17 protein-coding genes are annotated in these 19,696 nt (G+C 64.0%); 13 read left to right on the top strand and 4 right to left on the bottom strand.

The genetic code is table 11. The features are described 5' to 3' along the window. Window positions 1–19: 19 nt before the first annotated feature. The 4 genes from AWY79_RS13355 (at window position 20) to AWY79_RS13340 (ending at window position 6,302) form a co-directional block, all read left to right on the top strand. Complete coding sequence (locus tag AWY79_RS13355; RefSeq protein ID WP_066804877.1) at window positions 20–1,951, top strand: HEAT repeat domain-containing protein; 1,932 nt, start codon at window positions 20–22, stop codon at window positions 1,949–1,951. A gap of 15 nt (window positions 1,952–1,966) precedes the next feature. After that, on the top strand, window positions 1,967–2,842 hold the full coding sequence (locus tag AWY79_RS13350) for a CheR family methyltransferase (RefSeq protein ID WP_066804874.1): 876 nt from the start codon (window positions 1,967–1,969) through the stop codon (window positions 2,840–2,842). A gap of 59 nt (window positions 2,843–2,901) precedes the next feature. Then, entirely contained in the window at window positions 2,902–3,270 is a 369-nt protein-coding gene (locus AWY79_RS13345) for a response regulator (protein ID WP_066804871.1), read from the top strand. A gap of 83 nt (window positions 3,271–3,353) precedes the next feature. Then, window positions 3,354–6,302, top strand: a complete 2,949-nt coding sequence (locus AWY79_RS13340) for a chemotaxis protein CheA (RefSeq protein WP_066804869.1) — start codon at window positions 3,354–3,356, stop codon at window positions 6,300–6,302. A gap of 280 nt (window positions 6,303–6,582) precedes the next feature. Here the strand turns inward: AWY79_RS13340 and AWY79_RS13335 are convergent, their stop codons facing one another. Together AWY79_RS13335 and AWY79_RS19415 are read right to left on the bottom strand one after the other, a co-directional pair. Beyond that, complete coding sequence (locus AWY79_RS13335) at window positions 6,583–7,332, bottom strand: hypothetical protein (RefSeq protein ID WP_233490927.1); 750 nt, start codon at window positions 7,330–7,332, stop codon at window positions 6,583–6,585. After that, window positions 7,329–7,529, bottom strand: coding sequence for a hypothetical protein (locus AWY79_RS19415; RefSeq protein WP_233490926.1), 201 nt, complete (start codon window positions 7,527–7,529; stop codon window positions 7,329–7,331). Before AWY79_RS19415 ends, AWY79_RS13335 begins: the two co-directional genes overlap by 4 nt. 198 nt (window positions 7,530–7,727) lie before the next feature. On the opposite strand from AWY79_RS19415, the gene ybgF reads away from it, so the two are divergent. The 9 genes from ybgF to AWY79_RS13290 all read left to right on the top strand — a co-directional run bounded on the left by ybgF (window position 7,728) and on the right by AWY79_RS13290 (window position 16,799). Further along, window positions 7,728–8,648, top strand: a complete 921-nt coding sequence (gene ybgF, locus AWY79_RS13330) for a tol-pal system protein YbgF (RefSeq protein WP_066804866.1) — start codon at window positions 7,728–7,730, stop codon at window positions 8,646–8,648. Window positions 8,649–8,739: 91 nt separating this feature from the next. Then, the gene (gene dprA / locus AWY79_RS13325; RefSeq protein WP_066804864.1) at window positions 8,740–9,969 is read left to right on the top strand and encodes a DNA-processing protein DprA; all 1,230 of its coding nucleotides are present in this window, start codon (window positions 8,740–8,742) and stop codon (window positions 9,967–9,969) included. 15 nt (window positions 9,970–9,984) lie between these two features. Further along, complete coding sequence (locus AWY79_RS13320; RefSeq protein ID WP_066804861.1) at window positions 9,985–10,257, top strand: TMEM165/GDT1 family protein; 273 nt, start codon at window positions 9,985–9,987, stop codon at window positions 10,255–10,257. A 65-nt stretch (window positions 10,258–10,322) separates the two neighbouring features. Next, window positions 10,323–10,718: a hypothetical protein gene (locus AWY79_RS13315; RefSeq protein ID WP_066804858.1), complete on the top strand. Its 396-nt coding sequence runs from the start codon at window positions 10,323–10,325 to the stop codon at window positions 10,716–10,718. After that, window positions 10,715–11,560 carry an HDOD domain-containing protein gene (locus AWY79_RS13310; RefSeq protein WP_418055031.1) on the top strand — a complete coding sequence of 282 codons (846 nt, stop codon included), beginning with the start codon at window positions 10,715–10,717 and terminating at the stop codon, window positions 11,558–11,560. The genes AWY79_RS13315 and AWY79_RS13310 overlap by 4 nt, the downstream gene beginning before the upstream one ends. Before the next feature lie 299 nt (window positions 11,561–11,859). After that, window positions 11,860–14,298 (top strand): methyl-accepting chemotaxis protein, encoded by a 2,439-nt coding sequence (locus AWY79_RS13305; RefSeq protein WP_066804855.1) that lies wholly within the window; start codon window positions 11,860–11,862, stop codon window positions 14,296–14,298. 93 nt (window positions 14,299–14,391) lie between these two features. Further along, window positions 14,392–15,354, top strand: coding sequence for a GGDEF domain-containing response regulator (locus tag AWY79_RS13300; RefSeq protein WP_066804851.1), 963 nt, complete (start codon window positions 14,392–14,394; stop codon window positions 15,352–15,354). Further along, window positions 15,329–16,279, top strand: a complete 951-nt coding sequence (gene xerC, locus AWY79_RS13295; RefSeq protein ID WP_066804847.1) for a tyrosine recombinase XerC — start codon at window positions 15,329–15,331, stop codon at window positions 16,277–16,279. The genes AWY79_RS13300 and xerC overlap by 26 nt, the downstream gene beginning before the upstream one ends. A gap of 13 nt (window positions 16,280–16,292) precedes the next feature. After that, on the top strand, window positions 16,293–16,799 hold the full coding sequence (locus AWY79_RS13290) for a peptidylprolyl isomerase (RefSeq protein WP_066804845.1): 507 nt from the start codon (window positions 16,293–16,295) through the stop codon (window positions 16,797–16,799). A 449-nt stretch (window positions 16,800–17,248) separates the two neighbouring features. Here AWY79_RS13290 and AWY79_RS13285 read toward each other — a convergent pair whose 3' ends face one another. Together AWY79_RS13285 and lhgO are read right to left on the bottom strand one after the other, a co-directional pair. Then, complete coding sequence (locus tag AWY79_RS13285; protein WP_066804842.1) at window positions 17,249–18,418, bottom strand: NAD(P)H-dependent flavin oxidoreductase; 1,170 nt, start codon at window positions 18,416–18,418, stop codon at window positions 17,249–17,251. A gap of 83 nt (window positions 18,419–18,501) precedes the next feature. After that, the gene (lhgO, locus tag AWY79_RS13280; protein WP_066804839.1) at window positions 18,502–19,695 is read right to left on the bottom strand and encodes an L-2-hydroxyglutarate oxidase; all 1,194 of its coding nucleotides are present in this window, start codon (window positions 19,693–19,695) and stop codon (window positions 18,502–18,504) included. Window position 19,696 lies beyond the last annotated feature (1 nt).

Below are 19,696 nucleotides of genomic sequence, written 5' to 3'. Positions count from 1 at the left end.
AATGGGGAGGTCTGACGACATGGCGGATTGCACGGATTACCTGGCCCTGCTGAGCAGCGACAATAAAGAGATCGTCCGGGAGAGCGCGTTCAAGGCGGGCGAGGACAACTGCGTGGAAGCCGTTCCCAAGCTGGCGGAACTGCTCAAGACCAACCACCTGGGCATCCAGGAGGCGGTGGACAGCTCCCTGCGCAAGATCGGCGGCCGCGAGACCGTGGAGGCGGTCATCCCCCTGCTTCGCTCCGACGAGGCCCCGGTGCGCAATCTGGCCATGGACATCCTGCGCGAGGTGGGCAACCAGGACATGCCGTCGCTCATCGAGCTGACCCAGGACGAGGACCCCGACATCCGAATTTTCGTTTCCGACATCCTTGGGTCCACCGGAAACATGCTGGCGGTCCAGCCCCTGTGCGAAGCGCTGCTCAAGGACCCGGAGGTCAACGTCCGCTACCAGGCGGCCGTGAGTCTCGGCGAGCTGGGGCTGGAAGAGGCCACTCCCTGCCTGAACAAGGCCATCAACGACGAGGAGTGGGTCCAGTATTCCGTGATCGAGGCGCTGACCAAGATCGGCCACGCCAGCTCGGTGAACGCCCTGGTCAAGGCGCTCGACGGGGCGTCCGACCTGGTCGCCTCCATGATCATCGACTCCCTGGGCGAGATGGGCAACGTCAAGGCCGTGACCATGTTGCTCAAGCGCATGCCCGACGCGCCCACGGCCCTGCGCAACAAGATCGTCAAGGCCGTGGTCAAGATCATCGGCGGGAAGTCCCTGACCCTGCTTTCGGACGAGGAGCGCGAGCGGTTCAGGCAGTACCTGCTGGTGGCCCTCCAGGACGAGGACGAGGAGATTCAGGACGCGGCCATCCAGGGGCTGGCCTACGTGGGCGGCGAAGAGGCGTCCAGGGGCATCCTGCGCATCGCCGCCGCCCTGGACCCGGACCGCGACCAGGACCGGCTGGCGCTGATCATCGGCTTCCTGTCCCAGATCGGGCTGACCGAGGCCCTCAAGGGCGGGCTGCTCGGCGAGGATCAGGAGCAGGCGCGCGTGGCCGTCCAGGTCCTGGCGCAGATCGCGCCCGACGAGTGTACCCTGGAGGACTGTGTCTGCCAGGTGCTCATGGAGGCCTTCTGGAAGGCGGCCCTGCCGGTGCAGCGCCAGATCGTCGGCGTGGTGGCGTCCAAGAGCGACGAGCAGTCCAAGGACTTTTTCATCCGCGTGCTCAACGAGCACGAGGACGGGACCGTGCTCAAGAGCGCGGTCTATCTGCTGGGCGAGAAGCTCCGGCTGGCCGAGGTGGTGGACCGCATCTTCCCGCTCCTCGACCATCAGTACGACGACGTCAAGGAGGCCGCTCTCGAGGCCTGCATCGCCATCGGCGGCGACGGGGTCCAAGCCCGGTTCCAGGAGATGTTCACAAGCGAAGAGCCGGTCCACCGGCTGATGGCCACCTACGCCCTGGGCAAGCTCGGCCCCATGGAGAACCTGGAGATCCTCCGCCAGGCGGTGGAGGATGTGGTCCCGGACATCCGCAAGGTGGCCGTGGAGGCCCTGGCCGCCTCGGGCGGCGACGATTCGGTCTGGCGGCCGCTGGTCCTGCACCGGCTCTCCGACGAGAGCAAGGATGTGCGCCTGACGGTCATCGAGATCATGGGCCACCACTACGACCAGGAAATGGTCCCGCACCTGCTGGACGCCCTCGACGACGAGGATGACTGGGTCAAGATCAGGGCCATGGACGCCCTCGGCGAGCATTCCACCGCCGAGGCCGCGCCCCGGATGGTCGAGATGCTCGGCAACACCAACCGTTTTGTGGTCATGAAGGCCATCGAGGCCCTGGGCAACATCGGCGGGAGCGCGGCGTTCGCGGCCCTGCTGGAAGTGACCAACAGCGACGAGTACGAACTGGTCAGCGCGGCCGAAGAGGCCATTTCCAAAATTCAGGAAATGTAGGAGCTTCCGCAACCGATGTCCTCATTGTTCTCAAAGACCATCACCCTCGGGAGGGAGCTCCGGATCACGGATCAGGAGTTCACCAACCTGCGGGATTTCATCTATGCCGAGTGCGGCATCTACATTGCGGACAACCGCAAGTATTTACTGGAGAATCGCCTCGGTAACCGGATCAAGAAGCTGAATCTCAAGAATTTCGACGAGTATTACAACCTGCTCCGGTTCGACCCGGCCAAGGGCGCGGAGATGAAGAAGCTGTTCGAGGTCATCACCACCAACGAGACCAGCTTCTATCGCAACCCGCCGCAGCTCAAGGTCTTTCAGGAGGAGGTGCTGACCGATGTCCTCGATTCCTGCCGCAGGAAGGGCAGGAAGCTGCGCATCTGGTCGGCGGGATGTTCCACCGGCGAGGAGCCGTACACCATCTCGATCATCATCCACGAGATGCTCAAGGCGGAACTGCCGAACTGGGACATCCGGATCACTGCGAACGACCTTTCCGAGAGGGTCCTGGAGTCGGCCAGGCGGGGCGTGTACAATGACTACACGTTGCGGACCACCCCGGAGGAAATCGTCGGCCGCTATTTCGACGTGGACAACGGGCAGAACAAGATCAGGCAAGAGGTGAAGCGGTTGGTCAGCTACGGCCAGATCAATCTCCGGGATCGCGTGCAGGTCAAGCGCGTGGAGCGGTCGCAGGTTGTCTTCTGCAGGAACGTCATCATCTACTTCGACGACGAGATGAAGAAGCGGGTGATCAATGCGTTCTATGACAACCTGCTTCCCGGGGGGTACCTGATAATCGGCCATTCCGAATCGCTGCACAACATCACCCGCGCTTTCAAGCCCATTCATTATCCCGGTGCCATCATCTACCAGAAGGAGGAGTGAGTCATGTCCTTCGGCGGATTTGATAAGGTGGCGCATGTCGTGTTATTCAAGGGGGAATCATGCCTAAACATATTCTGATAGTGGACGATTCCAAGACTGTCAGGAATCTTGTGGCCTTCATCATGAAGAAGGAAGGCTTCAAGGTTACCACGGCGGAGGACGGACTGGACGGGCTGGAAAAGCTCTACAGCCTGTCCGAGGTGGATCTGATAGTCTCGGACGTGAACATGCCGCGGATGGACGGCCTGACCTTCATCAAGACGGTGAGGGAACAGGGGGCCTACCGGGACATTCCCATCGTGGTGCTCTCCACCGAAGGCCAGGACAAGGACATTCAGACGGGCTTGACCGTGGGCGCGAACCTGTACATGGTCAAACCGGCCCAGCCGGAAAAGCTGGTCCGCAACGTCAAGATGCTGCTGGGATAGCAGTCCGGGCACGGGATGAACACACGTAACCGATGCTGCGGCGGGCGGGGAGCACGCTTCCGGCCCGCGCATGAGGAGACTCGATGAGCCAGGAATTTCTCGATCCTGAAATTCTCTCCGATTTTTTCATTGAGGCCAAGGAACACCTGGAGACTATAGAGCCCAACCTGCTCGAACTGGAAAAGTGTCCCGACAACCTCAGCCTCCTCAATGAGATATTCAGGCCCATGCACTCCCTCAAGGGGGCATCGGGCTTTCTCGGTCTGAACAAGATCAACGGGCTGGCCCACAAGGCGGAGAACATCCTGGACGACTTGCGCCAGGGTTCCATGCGCGTGACAGGCCCGATCATGGACCTCATCCTTTCCGCTACAGATGCCCTGCGGACCATGGTCGACAACCTGGAGACCAGCGGGCTGGAGGGTGATGTGGACACCGCGCCCATCATTGCAAGGATCGAAGCGGCCCTGGTCGGGGAGCTTGACGACGGGGGCAGGGAATTGGCCAAAGACGGGGCGGCCTGCCCCGAGCAGGGCGCCGAGCCGGCGGACGAGCCGGTCGTGGAACCCGAATACATTGAACCGGAACCCGCCTTCACGGCGGAGGAAGCTGGGGATACTCCGATGACTGCTTTCAGCCCGCAGCCAGACCCTGATTTCGACGCCACCCCCTACTCCCTGACCACCGTGGGCGAAGGCCATCTGGCCGACTTCCTCGAAGAGGCCCAGGAGATAGTGGAGAACCTGAACCGCTGCCTGCTGGCCATGGAAGGGGACCCGGGCGGGAACGACGAACTGATCAACGACACCTTCCGCTATTTCCACAACCTCAAGGGCAACAGCGGCATCATCGGATTCAAGGAGCTGAACTCCCTGACCCATGAGGCCGAAACCCTGCTGAATCGGGTGCGCAAGGGCGAGATCGCCTCCACCCAGGGGCTCATCGACCTGCTGCTCGCCGCCGTGGACCTCATCGAGGCGCTGGTGGGCAAGGTGGACCTGGAGCACGGCAAGGTGGAGCCGCTGGACACCAGCGTCATGGCCCAGGTGCTCCAGAAGGTCACCGAGGACGGCAACACGGACGCGGTCGGCGGCCTGGTGTCCTGCACCAAGAATGCCGAGGAAAAGCCTGCCCCGCCGGCAGCGCCCAGGGCGGCGTCTCCGGCAGAGCCCACGGCCCAATCCGAGGCCGTCGAGCCGGAGTACGATCCGGAGGACGTGGCCCTGTTCATCCAGACCATCGACCAGCAGTTCGAGGCCGTTGTCGTGGCCTTCGAGATGTTGCGCAAGGACGCTGACCAGCGCGACATCGTGGACGGCCTGTTCCGGACTTTCCAGACTATCCAGAATTCCACCGGCTACATGGGGTTCGACGAGATCAAGGAGTATGCCGGGCGGACCGTGGGGCTGGTGGACCAGGCGCGCAAGTCCGACATGGATTTCTCCCTGATGCTCGATATCCTGGAGCAGGAATACGCCATCCTCCGGGACATGATCCGGGCGGCCATCGCCAAGCTGCCGGGCGTCTCCGAAGAGAAGGCCGCCGAAGCCCCCCCGAAGGCCGCCCCCAAGCCGGCCGCGCCCAAGCCGGTTGCGGCCAAGCCGGTTGCTGCCAAGGCCCCGGCTCCGGCCCCCAAACCCGCCGCGCCCGCGCCAAGGCCCGCTCCCGAACCGCCCGCGGCGGTCGAGCCTCCGCCGCCCGCGCCTCAACCCGCAGCCAAGCCCGCTCCCGCGGCAAAGTCTTCCATGTCCTCAGGCACCAGCAAGAGCGGGGCGCAGCCTCCCGCCAAACCCAAGGCCTCCAGCACCATCCGCGTGGACCATCACAAGCTGGACCACCTGATGAACGTCATCGGCGAGCTGATCATCAACCGCAACCGCTACGCCATGCTCGCCCGCGCCCTTGAAGAGGGCCAGGAAGACGTGCACGTGGTCGCCCAGCAGCTCACCGAGACCACCTACGCCATGGCGCGCATCTCCGACGACCTGCAGGACACCATCATGAAGGTCCGCATGGTTCCGGTGCAGACCGTATTTTCCCGCTTCCCGCGCCTGGTCCGCGACCTGAGCCGCAAATCCGGCAAACAGGTGGAGCTGATCATGGAAGGCGAGGAGACCGAATTCGACAAGTCCGTGGTCGAGGAGATCGGCGATCCGCTGGTGCACCTCGTCCGCAACGCCGTGGACCACGGCCTGGAAGACGAGAACGCCCGCATCGCCGCAGGCAAGAAGCCCAAAGGCCACGTCTGGCTGCGCGCCTACCACAAGGGCAACTCCGTGGCCATCGAGGTCGAGGACGACGGCCGGGGCATGGACCCGGAAAAGCTCAAGGCCGTGGCCGTGCGCAAGGGGCTCATCAGCCAGGAAGAGGCCAACGCCATGGACGAGCGCGAGGCCATGGACCTGATCTTCGCGCCGGGCTTCTCGTCCGCCGAGAAGGTCACGGACATCTCCGGGCGCGGCGTGGGCATGGACGTGGTCAAGACCAACATCAAGAACCTCAAGGGCAGCGTCCACATCCAGTCCGAGGTGGGCAAGGGCACCAAGCTGACCCTGACCCTGCCCCTGACCCTGGCGATCATCGACGCGCTCATGGTCCAGGTGGCGGGCGACACCTTCGCCATCCCCCTGGACGCGGTGTCCGAGACCACCAAGATCGAGGTGGAGAAGCTCTCCGACATCAACAACCGCAAGGCCGTCACCCTGCGCGGCGAGGTGCTCGGCATCGTCGAGCTGGCAGAATTGCTCGACCTGCCCCAGGATTCCGGCGAGCGCGAGGTGCTGCCCATGGTCGTCATCCAGGACAACGACCGCAGGCTCGGCCTGGTGGTGGACCGGCTCCTGGAGCGCCAGGAGATCGTCATCAAGCCGCTCGGCCAGTACCTGAACAACTTCAACCTCAAGGGATTGTCCGGCGCGACCATCATGGGCGACGGCTCGGTGGTCCTGATCCTCGATCCCCACGAAATCTACAGCCTGTCCACCCAGCTCGGCCGCAAGGAACCCCTGGTCGTGGCCGGTGCCATTAAGTAGGCAGCCGAAGACCCGCAAAAAAAGGGGCTCCTGAAAGGGAGCCCCTTTTGTTTGCGGGTCTTTGGGCGCGGCTCTCAAAAGCCTGAGGGCGTGGGACCTCCCACAACAGAAAAGGCAAGCTTAACCGCGTTCGCAAGGCCTTGCCGAAGGCACCTAAAAAGCTTTGAAGGGGAGTCCAGAGGGGAAACTTTCTCGAAAGTTTCCCCTCTGGCCGCCGGAGGCAAAAAAAGCCGGGGAGCGTTTACGCTCCCCGGCTTTTTTACGGTCCTTGATCCGTGGACTAGATCATGGTCATGAGGTTCACGAACAGGGCGGCGTTGAGGGCGTGCATGACCCAGAACAGGGCGGCGGCCAGGAAGGCGAGTCCCTTGAGTCGCAGGGGCGTTTCGCTGCGGCCCAGGAACAGCCAGAGGAAGCAGCAGATGGCGCCGATGGCGGCCAGCCCAGCCCAGACAAAGGCCAGTGGGGTGCCGAGGATCAGGGTCTGGAGGTTCTCGGGCAGCCGGGCGTAGAGCCAGCCCTGGCAGCCGAGGAAGCCGATCATGGGCAGCATGGCCCAGCGCGCGGCGATGCGCAGGGCGAAATTGTAGTAGTCGCGGCCGAAGTCGTCCTTGTGGCGGCGGACGATGAGGTAGACCATGCTCAGGGCTGCGGCGGCGGCCAGGATGAGCAGGGCGTACATGGCGGACATGGGCTGGGCGATCATGGCGGTCTTGGCCAAGGCCTCGGCGGACGGCGCGGTCATGGAGAAATTGAAGGCGAGCTTGGCCGGGACCACGATGGCCAGGCCGATGATCGCGGCGAAGGTGGCCACCAGTCCCAGGGCGATGTGCGCGGCCTTGGCGTTGCGCATCTTCTTCCAGGTGGGGAAGTAGAGCAGCCCGGCGACCACGAACACGCCGAAGGCGGTCAGCCCGTTGAAGAAGGGCGAGCCGGGCGTGGTGTGCGCGCTGAACAGGTCCGGGTACTTGACCAGGGCGATGCCCAGGGACGCGCCGCAGATGAGGATCATGACGATGGTCAGGATCATGCGACGATGGTCAGGATCAGGCCCAGGGCGGCGGTCTGCTGCCCGTATTTGTCGAAGAGGATCTTGCCGCGGGTCTTGGCGGAAATTTCGGCCAGGACCGCGATGGCCGGGCTGCCGAGTGCGCCCATGCCGAGCAGGCTGAAGAAGGCCGGTGCCAGCATGAAGGCGACGAGAGTCAGGGTTTCTTGGATGCTCATGGCTGATTGGAACTCCGGTAGGGTTGCCTTTTGGGGACGGTATCCCGTGCGCGTTTTAGTGCCTGAAAAACGTGTCTCATGCAAGGGTGCATTTCCCGGTTGCCCTGTGCGGCGGGATCATGGATTCCTTGCAAAAAATCCGTGTATCGCCTATTGCCTACTGAAGCGACCAAACCAGTGACCGCGGAGACCGCCTCTATGAAATCCCTGAAACTCCTTCTGCTTGCCCTTCTTTGCCTGCCCGTGGTCGGTTGCGTGACCACGCAAAAGGAGGCGAACACCGTCTCGGCGAGCACGGAGTGGCGCATCAAGAGCCTGGAGGAGAGTTTCCTGAATTTCCGCGAGCAGCAGCGCCAGGCCGCCGACGAGGACCAGGAGGCGTTGCAGCGCATCGAGTCCCGGCTGGCGGCCATCGAGGGCGAACTGACGGGGCTCAGGGGCGGATCGCCCGCGCCCGCCAAGGGAACTGTTGATGCTCCCGCCGGAGAGACCTGGGTGGGCGACCTGAAACCCGAGGACGACGGCTGGGTCGAGGGCGGCAAGAGCCAGCCCCTGGTGGAGAACGACGAGGAGAAGCCTTGGGCCAAGCTGCCCGAGCCGCCCGCCGCGCCCGAACCGCCTGCCGTGATCCCGGAGCCGGAGGTCATCGACCGCGCCCAGGCGCCCAAGCCCGCGCCCGCCCCGCAGACGGCCGCGCCAGCGCCGAAGCCTGCCCCGGCGTCCGTTCCCGCGTCTTCGGCGGCCACGCCCAAGGCGTTGTACGAGCAGGGGTACGCCCGGTACAATGCGGGAAATTATCCCGGCGCGCGCACCCTGTTCGACGATTTCCTGGCCAAGTACCCGAACGACGATCTGGCGGCCAACGCCCTGTACTGGAAGGGGGAGACCTATTATTCCGAAAAGGACTATGCCCAGGCTATCCTGACCTTCAAGGAGGTCACCGGGAAGTTCCCCAAGCACGACAAGGCGGCTGCGGCCCTGCTCAAGATCGGCATGTCCTACGACCGGGTGGGGGACCGCGACAACGCGCTTTTCTATCTCCGCGCCCTGCAACAGGATTTCCCGAATTCCTCTGCGGCCGGTATCGGGCGCAGGGAGCTTTCCAGGCTGGGCGGCTAGCCCTTTTCCCGTATCCTGATTTTTCGCACGACCGGCGACCCGTCCGAGAGCGGGGGCCGGTCGCACCGTTTCCAAGAGGTTTCGCGCTTCCATGGACCTGCAACGAGAATACTTCGCCTGCCTGGCCCTGAGACATACCCCCCGGCTGGGGACCAAGGTATGGAAGGAGTTGTTCGCGGCCTATCCCAGCGCCTACGACGCGGTGCGCGACGCGGGCCGGTGGCACGCCCGCGAGCTGGCGGCCAAGGGCGTGGCCAAGGCCTGCGCCTCGGAGGTCTGGCGCGAGAAGGCCGAGGCCGAGTTCCGGGAGGCCCGGCGGCAGCACATGGAGCCGGTCACCTTTTTCGATCCCCGCTACCCGCAGTCCTTCCGTGAACTGCCCGACCCTCCGGCCCTGTTCTATATGCGCGGGGACCAGAGCCTGCTGGCCAATCCCGGTGTGGCCGTGGTCGGGGCCAGGGAGTGCACCCGGCTGGGGCTGGAGACCGCCGGACGGATCAGCGCCCAGCTTTCCAAGACCGGGATCACGGTCATCTCCGGCCTGGCGCTTGGCATCGACCGCCAGGCGCACCTGGGCGGGCTCAAGGGAGTGGGAAGCTCCATCGCGGTGCTCGGCTGCGGCCTGGACGTGGGCTACCCGCCCGGCAACGCGGACGTTCGCCAGGAGCTGTACGAGCGGGGGCTGGTCATCACCGAGTACGCCCCGGGCATGGAACCGAGACCCGGCAATTTCCCCTACCGCAACCGGCTCATCAGCGCGCTTTCGCTGGGGGTGCTGGTGGCCGAGGCGGCCCACAACAGCGGCAGCCTGATCACGGCGCGGCTGGCCGGAGAGCAGGGCAGGGACGTGTTCGCCGTGCCCGGTCCCATCGGGCAGCCGACCTTCACCGGCTGCCACCGGCTCATCAAGCAGGGGGCCGCATTGGTGGAGTCCGCCGCCGACATCATCGAGATTTTGCGCTTCGACTTCGCCCGCGAACTGGCGAACGTGCCCGACCCCGCTCCCGAAGAGGAGGAGAATGGGGTTGACGCAGCCGAAGCCGTGGTCAAAAAGAAGAAGGGCGTCCGCCGGAAGGACGTTCCTTCGCCCTCCGAAAGGCGCGCGCCAGCAAGGTTCGCCGACCGCGAGGGGATGAACCTGACCGGCGACGAGCGGCGGGTCCTGGACCTGATCGACGCGGCGGACAAGGTGCACATCGACGCACTGGGCCGCGAGATGGGCTGGGATTCATCCGTAACCAGCCGTGTATTGTTGATGCTGGAGATGCGCGGTGCGGTCCAGCAGCTTCCGGGAATGTGGTACATAGCCAGAGAAAACTAATTGTTTGAGGATATTATGGATTGGAAATTGCTCGCCACCACGTTCGGCACCCTGTTCGTGGCCGAACTCGGGGACAAGACGCAGCTCGCCTGCATGCTCATGACCGCAAAGACCCAGAAGCCGTGGACGGTCTTCCTGGGGTCCTCCCTGGCCCTGGTCCTGGTCAGCTTTCTGGGCGTCATGTTCGCCCAGTTCATCTGCCAGTACGTGCCCACGGACGTCATCAAGAAGATCGCCGCCGTGGCCTTTGTGATCATGGGGTGCCTGATCTTCTTCGACAAGATATAGCCGTTCCCCCTTGAGGTGGGCGGTCCGCCCGTGTAATCTGACGCCAAAGAGTCCAACGGATACGCATGCAGAAGATACCCATCAATCTCGCCGCGCCCGGCATGAAGCTGGCCAAGCCCGTGACCCGCGAGAACGGCATCACCATCATGGCCGAGGGCATGGAGCTGACCGACAGCCTCATCGCCCGGCTTGAGGGCATGGATGTCGAGCGGATCACCGTGCACGGGCATCCCGTGGACATGGGCGGGGCCGGGGCCGGCACCCGTTGGGGCGAACGGTTGGACCGGCTGGACCATCTGTTCCGCAGGCACGCCGAAGACAAGTGGATGATGCGGGTCAAGGCCCGCATGGGCCAGTATTTCCAGATAAAAGCCGCCGCCCAGGAAGCCCGGATGAAGGCGCTCAAGAGCATCGAGAACGGCGAGGACGGGGGCGCGGAAAACGGGGCGGTCGAGCCATGATGGACGTTGACGGCGATCTCAAGACCGTGGTCAAGGGCGAGATATTGCAGGTCAAGGACCTGCCGACCCTGCCGCACGTCCTGGACAAGGTGACCAAGCTGGTGGAGGACCCCGACGCCTCCAGCGAGGCCATCGCCAAGGTCATTTCCACGGACCAGGTGCTCTCGGCCAAGGTCCTCAAGATGGTCAACTCGCCCATCTACGGCTTTCCCGGCCGCATCAGCTCCATCCAGCACGCCCTGGTCTTGCTCGGGTTCAACGTGGTGCGCGGCATCATCATCTCCACCTCGGTCTTCGACATGATGGTCCAGGCTATGCACGGTCTGTGGGAGCACTCCCTGGGCTGCGCCACGGCCTGCAACATCATCGCCCGGCGGGCCGGGTTCGAGGACCCGGAGGAATACGCCGTGGCCGGGCTGCTCCACGACCTGGGCAAAGTGGTCACCGCAGTGCAGCTCCCGGACCTGCACAAGGCCGTGCTGGACACGGTGCAGTCCCGCGACCTGACTTATTTCCAGGCCGAAAAGGCGGTGCTCGGCTTCGGGCACGACCGCATCAACGCGTGGCTGGCCCGCCATTGGGGGCTGCCGCCCAACATCCGCGAGGCCATGACCCGGCACCACGCCCCGCAACTGGCCGAGTTCTACAAGCCCATGTCCTGCGTGGTCCACATCGGCGACTTCCTGGTCCGGCTGCTGGAGTTCGGCAACGGCGGCGACGACCAGACCGCCTACCTCCGACCGGAGGCGCTCATCGAGCTCAAGTTCAAGATGAGCGACCTGGACAAGGTCATGGACGAGATGACGGGGCAGCTCCTCGAAGTCTCCGACCTCACCTTCTGATTCCTCCCCCATCTCGCCCATGTGGCGATGTTGCAACTTTTTTTCGATCATTATCCATACCACTTAGATGGACAAATGAGTTGTTCGAGAATGGTTATCATTTTGATGGATTGACCAGTCAACGCTATTACGCTACTCAATTTCTATAGCTATTTTCCTGCTGGTACGTGCCGGATGCTTAACAAAAGTAGTACGTTGGTCCGCATCGGTCCAGGCCCGGGCTCCCCAGGACGCCTTGAGGCCCGCCATGCGCATTCGGTACCCCGGTAGCACATCTTTAAAGCATTACGAGGCGGTATATGCTTTCTTTCGTCCGGCGGCGGCTTTCCCTGAAGTTGCTCATTCCCCTTTGTCTCGTCATCGTTACCGGCATCGGCGGCCTGGTTTACTACGTGACCCAGTCCTCCTTCGACATGGCCTATTCCGGCGTGGTCCACACCGCCGAGGAGCAGGCCATTTCGGCGGCGCGGTCCCTGACCATGTTCATCCAAAACCAGCGATCCCTCGCCAAGGCCCTGTCCCTGAACCCCGACATGGTCGCGGCGGTCAAGGGCGACCCGGCGCGGGCGCAGGACGTCTGCGACGTGCTCATCAAGACCAACGCCAACATCTGGGGCGTGGAGGTCTTTGACGGGAAGGGCAAGGTCATGGCCGGGGCCAACAGCCACGACGTCAAGATGGTCGGCCTGTTCGTCGGTTCCCGGCGCTTTGCCAAGGAAGTGCTCAAAGGGAACGACACCGGCGTGATGGACAAGACGATCATCTCCGACCGCAAGTCCGGGGCGCGGATGTTCAACATCAGCTATCCCATCCGGGACGTGGACGGCCAGGTCTGCGGCGGCATCGTCCTGTTCGGTTCCTGGGACGCCTTCGTGGAGCAGTTCGTCGCCCCGGTGGCCATCGGCCAGACCGGATACGGCTTCGTCCTCGACGGCGAGGGCCGCTATATCCACCATCCCGACGAGACCTTGTTCCGCAAGGATGCCAGTGGGTTCGAGTTCATCCAGGAGGCCCTGTCCATCAAGGAAGGCGTGGTCGAGTACGAGTTCGAGGGGCGGCCCAAGGTCATGGTTGTGGCCACGGACCCCATGTCCGGCTGGGTGGTCTGCATGAGCGCCTATCTGGACGACATCGCGGCGGCCGCCGCCCGGCAGGGCGACGTCATGAAGCTCGTGGGCGCGGGGCTGATCGTCGCCTTCATGCTCCTGGCCCTGGCCCTGCTTCAGTTTTTCGTCTTCCGCCCGGTGAGGAAAACCGTGCGCATGGCCGAGGCCACAGCGCACGGCGACCTGGCCGAGCTGTTTGAGAAGCGTGAGGACGGCGACGAGATCGCCAGCATGCAGTCGGCGCTCATCGACATCCGCAGGACCGTGCGCAGCATGACCGGCAATTTCGCCGAGGTGGCCCGCAGGATCGAGCAGGGCCACTTCAACGAGCGCGGCGATGCCTCGGAATTCGAGGGCGACTTCGCCGGGCTGATCAACGGCACCAACTATATGCTCGACGGGATGGTCAACCTGCTCAACGAGCTGCCCCTGCCGCTGATGGCCATTTCCAAGGACCACAGCATTCTCTTCATGAACAAGGCCGGGACCGCACTGGGCGGTGCCGAGTTCGACGAGTTGGTCGGCTCGACCTGCTCCGAATACTTCCGCACCGGGCATTGCGGATCGGGCGAGTGCGCCTGCGACAAGGCCATGGCGGGCAAGGAGATGGTCTTCTCCAATACCGAGGCGCACCCCGGTGGAGCCTCCCTGGAGATCGAATATTTCGGCATGCCGCTGCTGGACGAGGAGGGCAACACCCTGGGCGCGGTCAAGGTGATCATGGACCAGACCCAGATCAAGCGCGCCCAGCGCAACATGCTGGAGACCGCCACCCAGGCCGATTCCGTGGCCTCCATGCTGTCCGCCGCCTCCAACGAGCTGGCCGCGCAGGTGGAGCAGACCACCCGCGGGGCGGACCGCCAGAAGGCCATGTCCGCCGAGGTCGCCTCGGCCATGGAGCAGATGAACGCCACCGTGCTGGAGATCGCCCGGAACGCCTCCGAGGCGGCCCGGCAGGCCGAGCAGATGCGCGACAACGCCACCCATGGCGGCCAGGTGGTCATGGAGGTGGTCGATTCCATCGAGACCCTTCGCGGCCGCGCCAAGCTGGTGGATGAGAACATCCGCGCGCTGGGCAACGACGTGGAGGCCATCGGCGCTATCATGACCGTCATTTCCGACATCGCGGACCAGACCAACCTGCTGGCCCTGAACGCGGCCATCGAGGCGGCGCGGGCGGGCGACGCGGGGCGCGGCTTCGCCGTGGTCGCGGACGAGGTCCGCAAGCTGGCCGAGAAGACCATGAACGCCACCCAGGAGGTGGGCAGCGCCATCCACTCCATACAGGACGGCACCCGGCGCAATCTGGCCGCCTTCCAGAACGCCACCGAGGCCATCGACCAGTCCACGGCCCTGGCCTCCAAGGCGGGCGACGCGCTCAAGGACATCCTGCTGGTGGCCAAGGTCGCCGACGACCAGATTCGCAACATCGCCGCCGCCTCCGAGCAGCAGGCCGCGGCCACCACACAGGTCGCCCGCAGCGTGGAGGAGGTCAACGGCGTGTCCAACGAGATCGCCGGGGCCATGCAGGAATCGACCTCCGCCGTCAACGACCTGGCGCGGCTGGCCGAGGAGCTGCAGCAGATCACCAACCGCATCGGCGAGGACAACGAGTCCACCGAAACCTGGTAACCCGATCCAACGAATCCTCCGGAACCCTCCCGTCCAACCGGTCGGGAGGGTTCTTCTTTTGACGCCGGGCGGGTCCGGTGCTAGATTCCGGCCATGAGCCAGACCCTCGAAGAATCCCTGTTCCAGCGGAAGCAGACCGGTTTTCTGCTCTCGCCCGACAAGTCCCTGGCGGAGATGCTGCGGCAGCTCTGGTCTCCGGACGTCCTGGAGTTCACGGTCTTCGACCAGGGGGCCAAGGCCATCGAGCGCATGTTCATCGATCCCCCGGACCTGCTGGTGGTGGACAACCGCCTGAGAGACATTTCGGGCCGCGAGGTGGCCAATCTGGTCAAGAGCGAGAACGTCTACCGCCAGGTGCCCGTGGTCATGTGCGTGGACCCGGTGGACGTGGAGGAGCCGTGGAACTGGAACCAGGTGGAGGTGGACGACTTTCTGGTCCGTCCCTTCAACCCGTCCGAGGTCCGGGACCGCATCAACCTGACCCTGTGCCGGGCCATGCGCGCTCTGGACGCCAACCCGCTGTCCAAGCTGCCGGGCAACACCTCCATCATCCAGCGCATCCAGCAGCTCATCGACTCCGGCGACGAGTTCGCGCTGGCCTATTGCGACCTCGATTATTTCAAGTCCTACAACGACAAGTACGGCTTCTCGCGCGGCGACGAGGTGCTGATGATGGCCGCGCGGGTCATCGTCAACACCATCCGCAGCTACCAGGGGGTCCAGAGCTTCGTGGGGCACGTGGGCGGCGACGACTTCGTGTTCATCCTGCCGCCGGACAAGGTCGAGGACGCCTGCAAGCGGATCATCAAGGCGTTCGACGAGATCGTACCCCATTTCTATGATCCCGAAGACCGCAAGCGCGGCAACATCACCTCCGTGGACCGGGAGGGCAACACCAAGGTCTTCCCGCTCATGGCCATCTCCCTCGCCGTGGTGGTCAACACCGACCGCCGCATCACCCATTACGGCGAGGTCTCGTCCATTGCCATGGGCCTCAAGAAGAAGGCCAAGGAAGACCCGAAGAGCAGCTATGTCATCGACCGGCGAAAAGCGTAACGAGCAGGGCGAGCTGGTCCGGGGCTTCCTCGCCTATCTCGAAGTGGAGAAGGGCTATTCCCCGGCCACGGTCCGCTCCTACGGGACCGATCTCGACCAGTTTCGGGATTTCCTCAAGGGCCGCCGCCTCAGCCTGGAAAAGCCGGAGAAGATCAACCGCGATCACGTTCGCGCCTTCCTGGCCGAGCTCCATCGCCTCTCTTTGACCAAGACCTCCATGGGGCGCAAGCTCTCCTCCTTGCGCGCCTATTTCAAGTATCTCCTGCGCCACAAGATCGTCACCCGCGATCCGCTGGCGGGCATCCGCAATCCCAAGCAGGAAAAGCGGCATCCGCAGGTGCTCAACGTGGACCAGGCCGTGGCCATGATGGAGGCGAACATCGAGCCGGACCCCGAAGGGCTGCGCGACATCGCCCTGGCCGAGGTGCTCTACGGCTCCGGCCTGCGCATCAGCGAGGCCATCGGCCTGGACATGAACGACGTGGACTCCGACGTGATCCGCGTCACCGGCAAGGGGAGCAAGGAGCGCATCGTGCCCCTCTCGGACGCCGCCGTGCAGCGCATCCGCCGCTACATGGGCCAGCGCCACGCCTTTCTCAAGGACAACTACGCCGAGCAGGCCCTGTTCCTCAGCTCCCGCGCGGGCAAGCGCCTCGACCGGCGGCAGGCCAACCGCATCGTGGCCCGGCTCGCCCGGCTGGCCGGACTGCCCAAGGACGTCCACCCGCACATGCTCCGCCACAGCTTCGCCACCCACATGCTGGAGGCCGGGGCCGACCTGCGCAGCGTGCAGGAGCTGCTCGGCCACGAGAACCTGACCACGACCCAGCGGTACACGCATCTGGACATGCAGCGCATCATGCAGGTATACGATCGGGCGCACCCGCTGGCGGGTGGCGACAAAAGCGACAAGAACGAAGACTGAACGGAGCACACTGATGGAAAATCCCATGGTCCTTCTGGAGACCCCCGAAGGCGAAATCCTGATCGAACTTTTCCCGGACAAGGCCCCCAAGACGGTGGAGAACTTCCTCCGTTACGTTGACGACGAATTCTATGACGGAACCCTGTTTCACCGCGTCATCAAGGGGTTCATGATCCAGACCGGCGGCCTGACCTTCTCCATGGAGGAAAAGGAGACCCGCGATCCCATCGAGAACGAGGCGACCAACGGCCTGAAGAACCTCAAGGGGACCGTGGCCATGGGCAGGCTGCCCGAGCCGCACAGCGCCACCTCCCAGTTCTACATCAACGTGGCCGACAACGCGGACCTGGACCACACCGGCGAGGACGATGACAACTTCGGCTACTGCGTGTTCGGCGAGGTCGTGGACGGCATGAACGTGGCCGAAAAGATCAGCAAGACCCGGACCCGCTCCTACCAGGGCTTCGACGACGTCCCCGTGGACCCCGTCTCCATCATCACCGCCCGCCGGTTCGAGTAGAAGAATGCCTCCGGCGGCCGGGGGAAGGGGAGAGGGCAACCCTTTGAAAAGGGCTTTCCCTCTCCCCTTCCCCCGGACCCCCGTCCCCCCTCCCTTCCTCAACTTTTTGTCGCCGCTTCGCGGATGATGCGGGCACCGCTTTTTTGCTTCTTGGCTTAGGGAACCACGCTCCCGCACGCCCGCACGGACCTGCCGTAGGCACCCAAAAAGCCTGGAAAGGGAGTCCAAAAGTTTCCCTCTGGCTGCCGGAGGCATTCCGGAAGAAAAAAAGGGGCCGTCCAATTGGACGGCCCCTTTTGTGTTCTGCGCTGGCTGTGCAGTGGCCTAGCCTTTGTAGTCCCGCGGCTTTGTCGCGGCCTGCTTCGGCGCTGCGCCTGAGTAGGCCTGGCCTCTCGGCTGAGGGCGTGTCAATTGGACGGCCCCTTTTGTGTTCACGGTGGTGCGTCAGCCTATTTGTTCAGGACTTCCTTGATGCGCCGTTCGGCTTCTTCCTTGGTTTCCTGGAGCTTCTGGCCGACTTCCTGGTATTTGCGCTCGGCCTCTTCGCTGAGGGTGGCCATCAGTTCCTTGACGGTGATGATCTTGTCCACCAGGTAGGCGTTGGCACCGCAGAAGGCGAAGCCGTTCTTGAGCTTGCCCTTGTAGGCGTTGACCAGGGCCTGGGCGATGCAGTAGGGCGACTTGTCCTCGGCGCAGGAGTGCAGGCACTTGTGGACGCACTTCTTGGGGTGCTTGAGACCGGCGGTGACCGCGTCGAGGAAGGTGTTCTTGAGGGCGCGGCCGGGCATGCCGACCGGGGACTTGATGATGGTCACATCTTCCTGGCGGGCATTGACGTAGGCCTGCTTGAAGGCCTCATCCGCGTCGCATTCCTTGGTGGCCACGAACCGGGTGCCCATCTGGACGCCGGAAGCGCCCATCTCCAGGAACCGGGCGATGTCCTCGCCGGTGTAGACGCCGCCCGCGGCGATGACCGGGATCGGCTTTTCGTGCTTCTCGCGGTAGGGAGCCACGGCCTCGACCACTTCGGCGAGGATTTTTTCGAGCTGATACTCGGGATCTTCGATCTGCTCGGCCTTGAAGCCGAGGTGGCCGCCCGCCTTGGGGCCTTCGACCACGAAACCGTCGGGCAGGTAGCCGAATTTGCCCGCCCACTTGCGGCACAGGATGGAGGCCGCGCGGCCGGAGGAGACGATGGGCACGAGCTTGGTGCGCACCTCCTCCTTCATCTCGTCGGACATCTCGCGGAGATAACCGGGGAGGTCCAGGGGCAGTCCGGCCCCGGAGATGATCAGGTCCACCTTCTCGCGGATGGAGGTGCGGACCATGTCGCCGTAGTTGGTCAGGGCGCACATGATGTTCACGCCGAGCAGGCCGTCGGTCATCTTGGCGCGCGCCTTGCGGATTTCCTCGATCAGTCCGCGGCGGTCCGCCCCTTCGGGGTCGCGGGCGCGCTGCGGGTCGCGCATGCCGATCATGGACGTGGCGATGACCCCGACGCCGCCTTCGTTGGCAACGGCACTGGCCAGGCCGGAAAGAGATATGCCGACGCCCATGCCGCCCTGGATGATGGGCAGGCGGGCCGTCAGGTCGCCGAAATTCAGGCTGGGAAGTTTCATTTGGGTACCTCGTATATTACAGATGCTAGGAGTCCATTGCTCGGAATCCAAGTTCAAGTCAAGCAAACGGTTGTTTGAAGTCGTTACGCCTTCATTAGGTATTCTTTTACCACTAATTCCGAAAAATACATAGAGCTGGTGAAGGCGGGAGAAATTGAGTTGAGCACGTGCACGGTGTTTCCTTCGCGCTCGACCACGAAGTCCATGACCAGCTCGCCGGTCTCGATATTCACCAGCTGGGGCCGGATGCCGGCCTTTGAGGAGGGGAGCACGTCCTTCGGCGCGAGGTGCCGGACCAGCTTCGCCGCGTCCTCGAAGAAATGTTTGAAAAAGTATTTGCGCGGCTCGGACAGGGCCACGGTGCGGAATTTTTCGTTTTCCAGGAACATGAGCGCATCGCGCAGGAGGATGGACGGAAATTCGCGGTCCAGCCCCTTGAGGAGGCCGTAGTTTTCGCGCCCGAAGGCCGGTATGGCCGTGGGACCGACGTAGACCTCGCCGTGCACGCTGCGGGTGAAATGCACGCCGAGGAACGGGTTGCGGATGTCCGGCACCGGGTAGATGGACCCTCTGATCTTGTCGGCGGCGGGCTTTTTCAGCACCTTGTAGATGCCCTTGAACGGCAACAGCCGGTAGTTCTTCGCGATGCCGAAGGTCTGGGCCACCTTGTCGCTGTAGGCCCCGGCCGCGTTCACGAACAGGGTGTACCCGATGTCGCCCTGGCTGGTGCGGACCTTGTCGCGGCCCGGGCCGAGGAACGTGGTCTCGAAGAAGAACCGGACCTTGCCGCTGGTCTCCAGCTCCTCGCGCATGGCCTTGAGGATCCGTTTGGGGTCGACCACCGACGTCAGCGGGGAATGCAGGGCGCGGTTCACGGTCTTGGCGTTGGGCTCGATCTCGGCCAGTGCGCGCTCGTCCACCATCTCCACCAACGCCCCGTTGGCCTTGGCGCGGCGCTCCAGTTCGTCCAGGGTGTCCAGTTCGTCCTCGGTGCGGGCCACGATGACCTTGCCGGACCGGAACAGGGGCAGGCCGCGCTCCTCGCAGTACGCCTGCATGCGCCGGTTGCCCTCCAGGCACATCTTGGCCTTGAGGGTGCCGGGATCGTAATAGATGCCCGCGTGGAGCACGCCGCTGTTGCGGCCCGAGGCGTGGCGGCCCGGCTCCGGCTCCTTGTCGAAGATGATGATGTCCTCGCACCCGGACCGGACCAGCTCGCGCGCGATGGTCAGGCCCAGGATGCCCGCTCCGCAGATGACGGTGTGCGCCGCGAACATG

Origin of the sequence: Pseudodesulfovibrio indicus (assembly GCF_001563225.1) — a bacterium.
Lineage (GTDB): Bacteria > Desulfobacterota > Desulfovibrionia > Desulfovibrionales > Desulfovibrionaceae > Pseudodesulfovibrio > Pseudodesulfovibrio indicus.
The sequence above is the reverse complement of the archived record's forward strand: the minus strand, read 5'-3'. Positions and strand labels throughout refer to the sequence as shown.